Origin of the sequence: Streptomyces sp. NBC_00250, assembly GCF_036192275.1 — a bacterium.
GTDB lineage: Bacteria > Actinomycetota > Actinomycetes > Streptomycetales > Streptomycetaceae > Streptomyces.
On the sequence record NZ_CP108088.1, the window covers coordinates 6587701 to 6601968 of the forward strand.

Below are 14268 nucleotides of genomic sequence, written 5' to 3' on the forward strand. Positions count from 1 at the left end.
CAGGCCCAGCGCGGCGGGGGCGCCGGCCCCGCCGCGGCCCGCGGCCCTCAGGGGCGGCCCGGCGCTCAGCTCAGGCGGCGTACCACGTACGCGACCCCGCCTCCCTCCGACGGCGACTCGCCCACGTACAACTGCCCCCGCATCTCGCACCACGCCGGAATGTCCAGCCGCGCCGCCGCATCGTCGGCGAGGACCGTCACCGTGCCGCCCACCGGCACGTCGCCGATGACCTTCGCGAGCTCGATGACCGGGATCGGGCAGCGCCGCCCGAGGGCGTCCACCACCAGGGAGTCCGGCCCCGGTGCGGCCACCGGAGACGAGGCCGGCGCTCCGAGCCTCTCCCGTACTTCCGCGACCACCCCCGGCAGTACGTCGAGGAAGCGGTCCACGTCCTCCGTCGTGGTGCCGGTCGGCAGCGACACCCGGACGTTGCCCTCGCTCAGTACTCCCATCGCGCGCAGCACATGGCTGGGCGTCAGCGTCGAACTCGTACACGACGAACCGGACGAAACGGAGAAACCCTCCCGGTCCAGCTCGTGCAGCAGCGTCTCCCCGTCGACGTACAGGCAGGAGAAGGTCACCAGGTGGGGGAGACGGCGCACCGGGTCGCCCACCACCTCCACATCCGGCACCAGCTCCGGCACCCGCGCCCGGATCCGGTCCACCAGAGCCCGCAGCCGGGCCCCCTCGGCCGCCGCCTCCGCCCGCACCGCCCGCAGCGAGGCCGCCGCCGCCACGATCGCCGGCAGGTTCTCGAAGCCGGGCGCCCGGCCCGACTCCCGTTCGTCCGAGGGGCCTTGGGGCGCGTAGCGGACCCCCTTCCGTACGGCGAGGAGCCCCACGCCCGCCGGACCGCCCCACTTGTGCGCGCTCGCCGCGAGCAGCGACCAGCCGCCCTCCACCGGCCCCCAGCCGAGCGACTGGGCCGCGTCCACGAGCAGCGGCACACCCGCCGCCCGGCAGGCCTCGGCGACCTCCGCCACCGGCTGCTCGGTCCCCACCTCGTGGTTGGCGGACTGAAGGCACGCCAGGGCGGTCCCGGAGTCGAGCGCGGCCCCGAAGGCGTCCGCGTCCACCGCCCCGGAGCGGCCCACCGGCACCTCGGTCACGGCGCCGCCGGCGGCCGCGTGCGTCTCGGCCGCATGGAGTACGGAGGAGTGTTCGACCGCGGAGACCACGATCCGGTTTCCGACACGCCGACGCCCCGCGAGAGATCCCGAGATTCCCGCGTGAACCGCGCGCGTCCCCGAAGGAGTGAACACCAGCTCGTCGGGACGACAGCCCACGGCCTCCGCCGCGGCCTCCCGGGCCGCGTCGAGGAGCAGCCGGGCCCGCCGCCCCTCCCGGTACAGCCGGGCAGGATCGGCCCAGCCCTCGTCGAGCGAGGCGAGCAGCGCCTGTCGGGCGACGGGGTGCAGCGGGGCGGCGGACGCGGCGTCGAAGTACGGCATCCGCCCACGGTAGGGCCTGTGCGTGGGCGGCCTTCGTCCGCCCACGGTGAGTCCGCGACGAGTCCGCGGTGAGGTCGGAGCGACTCCGTGGTGAGCCCGTCGTGAGCCCTCGTCAGAACCGCGCCGCGGCGCACCGGCAGGCCGCCGAACGGACGTGCCCGACCCCCCTCCGGAACCCCGGAGTCCACCCCTTCGGGGACTCGGACGGCGCGTTGGGCACCCTCCCCGCGCGACCCCAAATAGCGTCCAGTAGGGTTTGGTCCGCATAAACATCCAAACCCCTGCCCGCGGCCGGGGCGGCGACCGACCAGCGAGACGGACGGCCGTGGCCGACCAACGCGGGCCGAGACTCTCGGGAAGGCGCTACGTGAGTCCCAACGGCTCCGACCGCTCGTCGCGGCGCCCGATGCGGCGGAAGCTGCCGCAGGTGCTGACTGCGGGCCTGATCCTGGCGACAGCCACGGGCTGCTCGTACAACTGGGAAGACTTCCCCCGCCTTGGTATGCCCACGCCCGTCACGGAAGAGGCTCCCACGATCCTCTCCCTGTGGCAGGGCTCCTGGGCCGCCGCGCTCATCACCGGAATCCTGGTGTGGGGCCTGATCATCTGGTCCGTCATCTTCCACCGGCGGACCAGGACCAAGATCGAGGTCCCCCCGCAGACCCGTTACAACATGCCCATCGAGGCGCTGTACACGGTCACTCCGCTCATCATCGTGTCGGTCCTCTTCTACTTCACCGCGCGCGACGAGACGAAGCTCCTTTCGCTCGCCGACAAGCCGGCCCACACCATCAACGTGGTCGGCTATCAGTGGAGCTGGGGCTTCAACTACATCGAGAACGTGCCGGGTGTGAAGGGTGACGCGCAGACGGCCCCGAACCTCGACGCCATCCCGGACAAGTTCCAGGACGACTTCCCGGCGAACGCCGGCGGCGTCTACGACGCCGGTATCCCCGGTGACCGCAACCCGCAGACCGGCAACCCGGGCCCGACCCTGTGGCTGCCGAAGGGTGAGAAGGTCCGGTTCGTCCTGACCTCCCGTGACGTCATCCACTCCTTCTGGGTGGTCCCCTTCCTCATGAAGCAGGACGTCATCCCGGGTCACACCAACGCCTTCGAGGTCACCCCGACGCAGGAAGGCACCTTCCTCGGCAAGTGCGCCGAGCTGTGCGGTGTCGACCACTCCCGGATGCTCTTCAACGTCAAGGTGGTCTCTCCGGAGCGCTACCAGCAGCACCTGAAGGAGCTGGCCGAGAAGGGGCAGACCGGCTACATCCCGTCTGGCATCGAGCTGACGGACCCGGCCAGGAATGCGGAGAAGAACCAACTGTGAGCATCCAAAACGAAACCCAGGGTGCCGCCGCAGCTGAGGACTCGTACGAGAACGAGCTGCCCGTACGGCGCAAGCAGCCCGGCAACGTCGTGATCAAGTGGCTGACCACCACCGACCACAAGACGATCGGGACGATGTACCTGGTCACGTCGTTCGTCTTCTTCTGCATCGGCGGACTCATGGCGCTCTTCATGCGCGCCGAGCTGGCCCGTCCGGGTACGCAGATCATGTCGAACGAGCAGTTCAACCAGGCGTTCACGATGCACGGCACGATCATGCTGCTGATGTTCGCGACGCCGCTGTTCGCCGGATTCGCGAACTGGATCATGCCGCTGCAGATCGGCGCGCCCGACGTGGCGTTCCCGCGGCTGAACATGTTCGCCTACTGGCTGTACCTCTTCGGCTCGATCATCGCGGTGGCCGGCTTCCTCACCCCGCAGGGTGCGGCCGACTTCGGCTGGTTCGCCTACTCCCCGCTGTCGGACGCCGTCCGCTCGCCGGGTGTCGGCGCCGACATGTGGATCATGGGTCTGGCCTTCTCCGGCTTCGGCACGATCCTCGGTTCGGTCAACTTCATCACCACGATCATCTGCATGCGCGCTCCGGGCATGACGATGTTCCGTATGCCGATCTTCACCTGGAACGTGCTGCTGACCGGTGTTCTGGTCCTGCTCGCCTTCCCGGTGCTGGCGGCCGCGCTGTTCGCCCTGGAGGCGGACCGCAAGTTCGGTGCCCATGTCTTCGACGCGGCCAACGGCGGCGCCTTGCTGTGGCAACACCTCTTCTGGTTCTTCGGACACCCAGAGGTGTACATCATCGCCTTGCCCTTCTTCGGCATCGTCTCCGAGGTCATCCCGGTCTTCAGCCGCAAGCCGATGTTCGGCTACATCGGTCTGGTGGCCGCGACCATCGCGATCGCCGGTCTGTCCGTGACCGTGTGGGCCCACCACATGTACGTCACAGGCGGCGTGCTCCTGCCGTTCTTCTCCTTCATGACGTTCCTCATCGCCGTACCGACAGGCGTGAAGTTCTTCAACTGGATCGGAACGATGTGGAAGGGCTCGTTGTCCTTCGAGACACCGATGCTCTGGACGATCGGCTTCCTGATCACCTTCACCTTCGGTGGTCTGACGGGCGTCATCCTGGCCTCGCCGCCGATGGACTTCCACGTCTCCGACTCGTACTTCGTCGTCGCGCACTTCCACTACGTCGTCTTCGGCACCGTGGTCTTCGCGATGTTCGCCGGCTTCCACTTCTGGTGGCCGAAGTTCACGGGCAAGATGCTGGACGAGCGGCTCGGCAAGATGACGTTCTGGACGCTGTTCATCGGCTTCCACGGCACCTTCCTGGTGCAGCACTGGCTCGGTGCCGAGGGCATGCCGCGTCGTTACGCGGACTACCTCGACGCCGACGGCTTCACCGCGCTGAACACGATCTCGACGATCTCCTCCTTCCTGCTCGGTCTGTCGATCCTGCCGTTCCTCTACAACGTCTGGAAGACCGCCAAGTACGGCAAGAAGATCGAGGTCGACGACCCGTGGGGCTACGGCCGTTCGCTCGAATGGGCGACGTCCTGCCCGCCGCCGCGGCACAACTTCCTCACGCTGCCGCGGATCCGTTCGGAATCCCCGGCGTTCGACCTGCACCACCCTGAGATCGCCGCTCTCGACCAGCTCGAGAACAAGGGGCACGTGGTCGAGGCCCTCGCGGGCAGCAAGGAGGCCGGCAAGTGAAGATCCAGGGCAAGATGTTCATCTGGCTGAGCGTCTTCATCCTTGCCATGGCCGTCCTGTACGGCGTCTGGTCGAAGGAGCCGGTCGGTACGACGGCGCTGTTCCTCGCGTTCGGCCTGGCCATCATGATCGGCTACTACCTGGCCTTCACGGCCAAGCGTGTCGACGCGATGGCGCAGGACGACAAGGAGGCCGACGTCGCGGACGAGGCCGGTGAAGTGGGCTTCTTCGCCCCGCACAGCTGGCAGCCGCTGTCGCTGGCCGCCGGTGGCGCGCTCGCCTTCCTCGCCATCGCGATGGGCTGGTGGATCCTGTACTTCTCCGCCCCGCTGATCCTCGTCGGCCTGTTCGGCTGGGTCTTCGAGTTCTACCGCGGCGAGAACCAGAACCAGTAGCGGTACCCGCTCCGCACCGGAGCGCCCAGAGGGGCCCGGACACTTCGTCACCGAAGTGCCCGGGCCCCTCTTTTGGCGCACTCGACGCGCTGGTGCCGAGGACAGTCTTTAGCGTGAAGTCATGAACGACACGCCGCGCATTCGGACTGTTCTGAGCTGCACTCTTCTGGCCGTCACCGTCACCGCAGGCGCCTCGGCGTGTGCGGGCTCCGACGGCCATCCGCTGTCGGCGAGGGCGTATGACGCGGCGGACCAGCTCGCGGTCAGCGCCCCCGAGGACGGCGCCAAGGCGGACCCCGAGAAGCCCCTGGAGATCACCGCCAAGGGTGACGACGGCCGGATCACCGACGTCACCGCCACCGACGCCTCGGGCCACCACCTGGCGGGCGAACTCACCGCCGACGGCCGGCGCTGGCGCTCCACGGCCGCTCTGGCGGCCGGCGCCCGCTACACCGTTCGGGTGTCCACCGAGGACGAGGACGGCGCTCCAGGCGCCCGTACGTTCACTTTCGAGACGGCCCCCGCCAAGCGGGCCCTCACCGTGGCCTTCGGCCCGGAGGCGGGCACGTACGGCGTCGGGCAGCCCATCACGGCCGACCTCAGCCTCCCTGTCAAGGACCGCGCGGCCCGCGCGGTCGTCGAACGGGCCCTCAAGGTCCGCTCCACGCCCTTTGTCGAGGGCGCCTGGTACTGGGTGGACGACAAGAAGCTGCACTTCCGTCCGAAGGAGTACTGGCCCGCGGGCGCGAGCGTCACGGTCACCGGCAACCTGGACGGCCTCAAGGTCGGCGACAAGCTCTACGGCGGCGCGTCCAAGCCCCTGAAGCTCACCATCGGCGACCGGATCGAGGCCGTCGCGGACGCCGGGTCCCACTACATGACCGTGCGACGCAACGGAGAAGTGATCAATACCATTCCGGTGACCACCGGCAAACCGGGCTTCTCCACCCGAAACGGTGTCAAGGTGGTCCTCGGCAAGGAGTACTACGTCCGGATGCGGGGCACCAGCATCGGCATCGCCGAAGGCAGCTCCGAGTCGTACGACCTGCCCGTCTACTACGCCACCCGGGTCACCTGGAGCGGTGAATACGTCCACGCCGCGCCCTGGTCGGTCGGCTCGCAGGGCGTGGCGAACGTGAGCCACGGCTGTGTCGGCATGTCGACAGGGAACGCGGCCTGGTTCTACGAGACCGTCCGCCCCGGCGACATCGTCAGCGTCGTCAACAGCTCCGGCGACACGATGGACACCTTCGGCAACGGCTTCGGCGACTGGAACATGCCGTGGGCCAAGTGGCGGGAGGGCAGCGCCCTGGTGGAGGCCGCCGGAAACCCGGTGGCCACCACGGAGAAGGCCCGCCTCAGGCCCCTCCCCCTCTAGGGCTCGGTTCTCCTCCGGGGCGCCGAAGCCGGGGGAACAGGGCCGACCGTGCTCGACCTGCTCGTTCCTCGCAGGCCTCCGCGCGCTCGGCCCTGTTCCCCCGGCGCGCCACTTCGGCTCACTCGCCGTGTGCGGCGACTACGCGTCGATCGACAGGCGCGAGCGGATCAGGGCGGCCAAGGACGCCGCGAACTCGACCGGTTCCACCGGAAGGGTGACCGCGGCGTCCGCGCGGCTCCAGGTGGCCAGCCAGGCGTCCTGCGGGCGGCCGATGAGCAGCAGTACCGGCGGGCACCGGAAGACCTCGTCCTTGATCTGCCGGCAGACCCCCATGCCGCCGGCGGGCACCGCCTCGCCGTCCAGGACGCAGACGTCGATGCCGCCCTCGTCCAGGTGCTTCAGCACCGCGGGCAGGGTCGCGCACTCCACGAACTCGACCGGGGGAACGTCCGACGCGGGCCTGCGCCCGGCCGCCAGCCGTACCTGCTCGCGGGTGTTCGCGTCGTCGCTGTAGACCAGGACCGTGGCACTCGACTGCATCGTTCCTCCGGCTGGGAAGGCGGTTGGGTCGTCGTCGACCGATGCGCGGATGCTACTCCGGTCCACACTCCGTCAACACCCGTTCAACACCTGTTCGAAGGGCGCCCGGGGGGCCTCGCACTGGGCCGTTCGGGCTGGACACACCCCTCTGACACTCCGAACGGCACCCCCCGGAGTGAGGGCGGGATAAGCGACCGACATAATGTCGGTCGTGGCGACAGTAACGACAGTAGAAACAGGGCACGCGCACCCGTCGGTCAATCGACCGAACCTCACCAGCGTCGGAACCATCATCTGGTTGAGCTCCGAGCTGATGTTCTTCGCGGCCCTCTTCGCGATGTACTTCACCCTGCGATCCGTGATGGGTGCCGAGTTCTGGGCGGAAAAGGCCTCGGCCTTGAACTTCCCGTTCTCGGCCACCAACACCACGATCCTGGTGCTCTCCTCACTCACCTGCCAGCTCGGCGTCTTCGCCGCGGAGCGGGGCGACGTGAAGAAGCTCAGGTCGTGGTTCATCATCACGTTCGTGATGGGTGCGATCTTCATCGGCGGCCAGGTCTTCGAGTACACCGAGCTGGTGAAGAAGGACGGCCTCTCGCTGTCCTCGGACCCGTACGGCTCCGTGTTCTACCTGACCACCGGCTTCCACGGCCTGCACGTGACGGGCGGTCTCATCGCCTTCCTGCTGGTCCTCGGCCGAACGTACGCCGCCAAGAGGTTCACTCACGAGCAGGCAACCGCCGCCATCGTCGTGTCCTACTACTGGCACTTCGTCGATGTCGTCTGGATCGGCCTCTTCGCCACGATCTACATGATCAAGTAATCGGCGCCGCCGTCACGGCGGACCGAGACATCCAGCAAGCATCGACGCAGAAGATCCTGACACCGGGGTAATCCGTGAAAAAGCTCTCCGCACGACGACGCCATCCGCTGGCGGCGGTCGTCGTCCTACTTCTCGCGCTGGCGGCCACTGGGGGGCTGTACGCCGCGTTCGCGCCTGCGAGCACGGCGAAGGCCGATGAAACCGCCCAGTCCCTCGCCATCGAGGAGGGCAAGAAGCTCTACTCCGTCGGCTGCGCCAGCTGCCACGGAACCGGCGGTCAGGGCACCACTGACGGCCCCTCCCTCGTCGGCGTCGGTTCGGCCGCCGTCGACTTCCAGGTCGGCACGGGTCGCATGCCGGCCCAGCAGCCGGGCGCCCAGGTCCCGAAGAAGAAGGTCATCTACTCGCAGGCTGAGATCGATCAGCTCGCGGCGTACGTGGCGTCTCTCGGTGCCGGTCCGATCACGCCGACCGAGAGCCAGTACAGCCCTGACGGTGCCGACATCGCCAAGGGTGGCGAGCTGTTCCGCACCAACTGTGCCCAGTGCCACAACTTCACCGGTGAGGGTGGCGCGCTGACCTACGGCAAGTACGCCCCGAGCCTCGAAGGCGTGAGCCCGAAGCACCTCTACGAGGCCATGCAGACCGGCCCGCAGAACATGCCCTCCTTCCCGGACACGACGATGCCCGAGAAGGAGAAGAAGGACATCATCGCGTACGTCCAGGCCGTCAACAGCGACAAGGCCGACAACCCGGGCGGTCTCAAGCTCGGTGGCCTCGGCCCCGTCAGCGAGGGCCTGTTCGCCTGGGTCTTCGGTCTGGGTGCGCTGATCGCAGTTGCCATCTGGGTCGCGGCCCACACCGCTAAGGCCAAGAAGTCATGAGTAGCCAAGAGATTCCAGAAGAGAACCTGCCGGCAGGGCAGGACACCGCGCACGGCGCGGTGAAGGTCGCCGACGACCCGTTCGCCGACCCGGGCCTTCCGCCCCACAAGCCCCGCATCCAGGACATCGACGAGCGGGCCGCCCGTCGGTCCGAGCGCGCGGTGGCGTTCATGTTCACGCTGTCGATGCTGGCCACGATCGGCTTCATCGCCTCGTACGTGATCTTCCCGGTCGACAAGATCGTGTACATCTGGCCCTTCGGCCGGGTGTCCGCGCTCAACTTCGCGCTGGGCTGGACCCTGGGTCTCGCGCTCTTCTTCATCGGCGCGGGCGCGGTCCACTGGGCCCGCACCCTGATGTCCGACGTCGAGATCGCGGACGAGCGGCACCCGATCGCGGCCGACGCCGAGACCAAGGCGAAGGTCATGTCGGACTTCGCGGCCGGTGCCGCCGAGTCGGGCATGGGCCGCCGCAAGCTCATCCGCAACACGATGTTCGGCGCGCTGTCGCTCGTTCCGCTCTCCGGCCTCGTGCTGCTGCGTGACATGGGCCCGCTGCCCGAGAAGAAGCTCCGGACCACCATGTGGGCCAAGGGCCTTCAGCTCATCAACATGAACACGCACGAGCCGCTGCGTCCCGAGGACGTCGCGGTCGGTTCGCTGACCTTCGCGATGCCGGAAGGCCTCTCGGAGCACGACCACCACTTCCAGACCGAGATCGCCAAGGCCGCCCTGATGATCGTCCGGATCCAGCCGGAGGACATCAAGGACAAGCGCGAGCTCGAGTGGTCGCACGAGGGCATCGTCGCCTTCTCGAAGATCTGCACCCACGTGGGCTGCCCGATCTCCCTGTACGAGCAGCAGACGCACCACGTCCTCTGCCCGTGCCACCAGTCCACCTTCGACCTCTCCGACGGCGCCCGCGTCATCTTCGGCCCGGCCGGTCACGCCCTCCCGCAGCTGCGGATCGGCGTGAACGACAAGGGCTTCCTGGAGGCGCTCGGCGACTTCGACGAGCCCGTCGGTCCTTCCTTCTGGGAGCGCGGATGAGCACCGTGACCGATACCAAGAAAGCGCCCGCCGGTGAGCGGGTCGCCGACTGGGCCGACGGTCGCCTGGGGATCTACACGCTGGCCAAGGCCAACATGCGGAAGATCTTCCCGGACCACTGGTCCTTCATGCTGGGCGAGATCTGCCTCTACAGCTTCCTCATCATCATCCTGACGGGCGTCTATCTGACGATGTTCTTCCACCCGTCGATGAACGAGGTGGAGTACGTCGGACCGTACGTCCCGCTCCAGGGACAGCTGATGTCCGAGGCGTTCAACTCGACCATGCACATCTCGTTCGAGGTGCGCGGTGGTCTGCTGATCCGGCAGATCCACCACTGGGCGGCGCTGATCTTCCTCGCCGGCATGTTCGTGCACATGATGCGCGTGTTCTTCACGGGTGCGTTCCGCAAGCCCCGTGAGATCAACTGGCTGTTCGGCTTCCTGCTGTTCTTCCTGGGCATGTTCACCGGCTTCACCGGTTACTCGCTCCCGGACGACCTGCTCTCCGGCACCGGTGTCCGCTTCATGCAGGGCGCGATCCTGTCCGTCCCGGTCATCGGCACGTACCTGTCGATGTTCCTGTTCGGCGGGGAGTTCCCCGGCGGCGACTTCGTGGCCCGGTTCTACTCGGCCCACATCCTGCTGCTGCCCGGCATCATGCTCGGCCTCGTGGTGGCCCACCTCATCCTGGTGTTCTTCCACAAGCACACGCAGTTCGAGGGCCCCGGCCGCACGAACAAGAACGTCGTGGGCATGCCGCTGCTGCCGGTCTACATGGCCAAGGCCGGAGGCTTCTTCTTCCTGGTCTTCGGTGTCATCGCGGTCATCTCCGCGATCGCCTCGATCAACCCCATCTGGGCCATCGGCCCGTACCGCCCGGACCAGGTGTCCACCGGCGCCCAGCCCGACTGGTACATGGGCTTCGCCGAGGGTCTGATCCGTGTCATGCCGGGCTGGGAGATCAACCTCTGGGGCCACACGCTGGTCCTGGGCGTGATGATCCCGCTGGCGGTCTTCCCGGCGGTCCTCGCGGCGATCGCGGTCTACCCGTTCATCGAGTCGTGGATCACCGGCGACAAGCGCGAGCACCACATCGCGCAGCGCCCGCGCAACGCTCCGACGCGCACCGGTTTCGGTGTCGCCTGGATCACCGCGTACATGATCATGCTGGTGGGTGGTGGAAACGACCTCTGGGCGACCCACTTCCACCTGTCGCTCAACTCGATCACCTGGTTCGTGCGGATCTTCTTCTTCGTCGGCCCGGTCATCGCGTTCGTCGTCACCAAGCGGATCTGCCTCGGCCTCCAGCGCCGCGACAAGGACAAGGTGCTGCACGGCCGCGAGTCCGGCATCATCAAGCGCCTGCCGCACGGTGAGTTCGTCGAGATCCACGAGCCGCTCAGCCAGGGCGAGAGGCACCGCCTCACCGCGCACGAGCAGTACGAGGCCGCGGAGCTTCCGCCGGCCGTCGACGAGAACGGTGTCGAGCGCAAGATCGGGCGCATGGAGAAGCTCCGGGTCAAGCTCAACAAGGGCTACTACGGCGACGACAACCAGATCGCCAAGCCCACGGTGGAGGAGTACAAGGAGATCGAGAGCGGCCACGGCCACCACTGATCACCTGGATCCTCCGACTTTCTGAAGTCGCCACAGCGGGAGCCCCGTCCATTCGATGGACGGGGCTCTTTGCCGTCCCCGGGGGTCGATAGGGTGGAGCCCTAGCCGTTACGGACTCACCAGGAGCTGCCATGAGCGCTGCGACCCCCGCTGGAGGACCTACGTCGGCGGGCCGCTCCTGGCCCGTCGTACTGGAAGGTCTGCTGACCGGCCGCGACCAGAGCGCCGAGGACACCGCCTGGGCGATGGACCGGATCCTGCGCGGCGAGGCCACCGACGCCCAGATCGCCGGCTTCGCGGTCGCCCTGCGCGCCAAGGGCGAGACCGTCGACGAGATCACCGGCCTCGTCCGCACCATGTACGAGCACGCCAACACGATCGAGGTGCCCGGCCCGTCCGTCGACATCGTCGGCACCGGCGGCGACGGCGCCAAGACCGTCAACATCTCCACGATGTCCGCGATCGTCGTCGCCGGCACCGGTGCCAAGGTCGTCAAGCACGGCAACCGGGCCGCGTCCTCCGCCTCCGGCGCCTCCGACGTCCTGGAGAAGCTGGGCGTCAATCTGCAGCTGACCCCGCAGCGGGTCGCCGAGGTCGCGGAGGAGGCCGGGATCACCTTCTGCTTCGCGGTGAAGTTCCACCCGGCGCTGCGTCATGTCGCCGCGGCCCGCAAGGAACTCGGCATCCGGACCACCTTCAACTTCCTCGGTCCGCTCACCAACCCGGCCCGCGTCAAGGCCCAGGCGACCGGCGTGGCCGATGCCCGGATGGCTCCGATCATGGCCGGGGTGCTGGCCGACCGCGGCTCCTCCGCGCTCGTCTTCCGCGGCGACGACGGCCTGGACGAGCTGACCACCACCGCCACCTCGCGGGTCTGGGTGGTCCGCGACGGTTCGGTACGCGAGGAGGCCTTCGATCCTCGGGACGTCGGCATCGACCTCGTACCGGTGGAGGCCCTGCGCGGCGCCGACGCCTCGTACAACGCCGACGTCGCCCGCCGACTGCTCGCGGGGGAGACCGGTCCGGTACGGGACGCGGTGCTGCTCAACTCGGCGGCGGCGCTGACCGCGCTCACGCCGGGGGAGGGCACCCTGGTGGAGGAGATCCGCGTCGGCATCGAGAAGGCCGCGGAGGCGATCGACTCCGGCGAGGCCCGCCGGGCCCTGGAGCGCTGGATCACCGCCAGCAACGCCTGATCCCTCGCACGTCGTATGCCCAAGACCCCGGTCCAGTATGCGGACCGGGGTCTTGCGCTTCGTCGATCATGTGGCAGGATGCTCTACAGGTCACGAGTGACAGCGTTTTGGCCCCGGCTTGCTGTCCGGCAACCCTCCGTCCGTGGCGGGGTGCCCCGGGTGATGACCAGGCCGTAGGCAGCGAGGTCTACGGCAAGCGCGGACCCCTCGAACACCAGGGGTCCTGGTCTCTCGAGGAGCTTTTTCCGTGAGCAAGCGAATGCGATAGGGCGAATACGCCCCTTCTTCACCCTCGGATCATCGGATCAGGGTCACTTCCGCGTACCCGTGTACCCGCGTGCACTTCCGTGCCCTCCCATGTCCTCCGAGGCATCACCCGTACCCCGCCATGTCCGGCCGCGTACGGGATCACCGAAGCCATTCAGCACCGCCCGCCGGGAGATACCGCCATGTCCGCACGCCCTGACGCCGTCGTCACCGCCACCGCCACCGCTGTCGTCGAGACCGCCGCCGAGTCCGCCGACCCCTGCTGCGACGCCCCGCTGCCCGTGCTCGGCCGCGACGTCACCGTCCCGCTCGTCACCGGCGGCGAGGTGACCTACGCCGCGCTCGACTACGCGGCCAGCGCCCCGGCCCTCCAGCGGGTGTGGGACGACGTCGCCGCGTACGCCCCCTACTACGGCAGCGTCCACCGCGGCGCCGGCTACCTCTCCCAGCTCTCCACCGACCTCTTCGAGAACAGCCGCGTCACCGTCGCCGAGTTCCTCGACTGCCGCCCCGGCGACCAGGTCGTCTTCACCCGCTCCACCACCGACTCGCTCAACCTGCTCGCCGCCACCCTCCCCGCCGACTGCCAGGTCTTCGTCTTCGAGACCGAGCACCACGCCTCGCTGCTGCCCTGGCGTGACGCCCGGGTCACCTACCTCAACGCGCCGCGCACCCCGGAGCAGGCCGTCGCCACCCTGGAGCGCGCCCTCGCCGACCGCGACCCGTACGGTCCCGCCCTGGTCTGCGTCACCGGCGCCTCCAACGTCACCGGTGAGCTGTGGCCGGTGAAGGAACTCGCCGCCGCCGCCCACGCCCACGGCGCCCGGATCGTGCTCGACGCCGCCCAGCTCGCGCCCCACCACCCGGTCTCCGTGCAGGAGCTGGACGTGGACTGGATCGCCTTCTCCGGGCACAAGCTGTACGCGCCCTTCGGCTCGGGCGTCCTCGCGGGCCGCGCCGACTGGCTGCAGGACTCCGAGCCCTACCTCGCGGGCGGCGGCGCCTCCCGCAAGGTGGCGCGTCGGGCCGACGGTGGTGTGGACGTGGAGTGGCACACCACCGCGGCCCGGCACGAGGCCGGCTCCCCGAACGTCATCGGCGTGTACTCCATCGCCTCCGCCTGCAAGGCGCTCGCCGAGGCCGGTTTCGAGGGGCTCGTGGCCCGCGAGAAGCACCTGATCGCCAAGGTCCGCGAGGGTCTCGCCGAGGTTCCCGAGGTCAAGGTGCTCTCGCTGTTCGGCGACGACGCCCCCCGCGTCGGTGTCATCTCCTTCGTCGTGGAGGGCTGGAACAGCTCCCACTTCGCCGCCGCGCTCTCCGCCGAGTACGGCATCGGCGTCCGCGACGGTCTGTTCTGCGCCCACCCGCTGGTCCGCACGCTGCTCGGCAGCGACCCGCAGGACCCGGGCGAGTGCGGCGCCCCCGAGGCGGCGCCCGGTGAGCGCTCCCTCAACGCCATCCGGGTGAGCTTCGGCGCCGGTACGCCGGACGAGCACGTGGAGCGGTTCGTCGGCGCCGTGAAGGAGCTCGTCCGCGACGGCGCGCAGTGGAAGTACCGTACCGAGGACGGCCGCTGCGTCCCGGACCGCGGCTGAGGACT

12 protein-coding genes and 1 riboswitch are annotated in these 14268 nt (G+C 68.6%); of the genes, 10 read left to right on the forward strand and 2 right to left on the reverse strand.

The features are described from left to right. Positions 1–65: 65 nt before the first annotated feature. Complete coding sequence (locus OG259_RS29830; RefSeq protein WP_328945062.1) at positions 66–1451, reverse strand: cysteine desulfurase/sulfurtransferase TusA family protein; 1386 nt, start codon at positions 1449–1451, stop codon at positions 66–68. A 367-nt stretch (positions 1452–1818) separates the two neighbouring features. Here OG259_RS29830 and ctaC point away from each other — a divergent pair, with 367 nt between their 5' ends. From ctaC to OG259_RS29850, 4 genes are all read left to right on the forward strand, one after another. Continuing rightward, the gene (gene ctaC / locus OG259_RS29835; protein WP_328945063.1) at positions 1819–2784 is read left to right on the forward strand and encodes an aa3-type cytochrome oxidase subunit II; all 966 of its coding nucleotides are present in this window, start codon (positions 1819–1821) and stop codon (positions 2782–2784) included. Further along, a complete protein-coding gene (gene ctaD, locus OG259_RS29840; RefSeq protein WP_328945064.1) occupies positions 2781–4517 on the forward strand; it encodes an aa3-type cytochrome oxidase subunit I in 1737 nt (578 codons plus the stop codon). Before ctaC ends, ctaD begins: the two co-directional genes overlap by 4 nt. Further along, positions 4514–4912, forward strand: coding sequence for a cytochrome c oxidase subunit 4 (locus OG259_RS29845; RefSeq protein WP_328945065.1), 399 nt, complete (start codon positions 4514–4516; stop codon positions 4910–4912). Before ctaD ends, OG259_RS29845 begins: the two co-directional genes overlap by 4 nt. A 121-nt stretch (positions 4913–5033) precedes the next feature. After that, the gene (locus tag OG259_RS29850; RefSeq protein WP_328945066.1) at positions 5034–6290 is read left to right on the forward strand and encodes a L,D-transpeptidase; all 1257 of its coding nucleotides are present in this window, start codon (positions 5034–5036) and stop codon (positions 6288–6290) included. A 138-nt stretch (positions 6291–6428) separates the two neighbouring features. Here OG259_RS29850 and OG259_RS29855 read toward each other — a convergent pair whose 3' ends face one another. Continuing rightward, a complete protein-coding gene (locus tag OG259_RS29855) occupies positions 6429–6830 on the reverse strand; it encodes a hypothetical protein (protein ID WP_328945067.1) in 402 nt (133 codons plus the stop codon). A 202-nt stretch (positions 6831–7032) separates the two neighbouring features. Here OG259_RS29855 and ctaE point away from each other — a divergent pair, with 202 nt between their 5' ends. The 6 genes from ctaE (at position 7033) to OG259_RS29885 (ending at position 14263) form a co-directional block, all read left to right on the forward strand. Beyond that, a complete protein-coding gene (gene ctaE, locus OG259_RS29860) occupies positions 7033–7653 on the forward strand; it encodes an aa3-type cytochrome oxidase subunit III (RefSeq protein ID WP_328945068.1) in 621 nt (206 codons plus the stop codon). Between the two features lie 74 nt (positions 7654–7727). Next, complete coding sequence (gene qcrC / locus OG259_RS29865) at positions 7728–8537, forward strand: cytochrome bc1 complex diheme cytochrome c subunit (RefSeq protein ID WP_328945069.1); 810 nt, start codon at positions 7728–7730, stop codon at positions 8535–8537. Continuing rightward, complete coding sequence (qcrA, locus tag OG259_RS29870) at positions 8534–9586, forward strand: cytochrome bc1 complex Rieske iron-sulfur subunit (RefSeq protein WP_328945070.1); 1053 nt, start codon at positions 8534–8536, stop codon at positions 9584–9586. Before qcrC ends, qcrA begins: the two co-directional genes overlap by 4 nt. Continuing rightward, on the forward strand, positions 9583–11205 hold the full coding sequence (gene qcrB / locus OG259_RS29875; RefSeq protein ID WP_328945071.1) for a cytochrome bc1 complex cytochrome b subunit: 1623 nt from the start codon (positions 9583–9585) through the stop codon (positions 11203–11205). The genes qcrA and qcrB overlap by 4 nt, the downstream gene beginning before the upstream one ends. A gap of 131 nt (positions 11206–11336) precedes the next feature. After that, a complete protein-coding gene (gene trpD, locus OG259_RS29880; RefSeq protein WP_328945072.1) occupies positions 11337–12401 on the forward strand; it encodes an anthranilate phosphoribosyltransferase in 1065 nt (354 codons plus the stop codon). An 88-nt stretch (positions 12402–12489) separates the two neighbouring features. Beyond that, positions 12490–12606, forward strand: a riboswitch (SAM riboswitch). Positions 12607–12850: 244 nt separating this feature from the next. Next, complete coding sequence (locus OG259_RS29885; RefSeq protein ID WP_328945073.1) at positions 12851–14263, forward strand: aminotransferase class V-fold PLP-dependent enzyme; 1413 nt, start codon at positions 12851–12853, stop codon at positions 14261–14263. Positions 14264–14268: the final 5 nt, after the last annotated feature.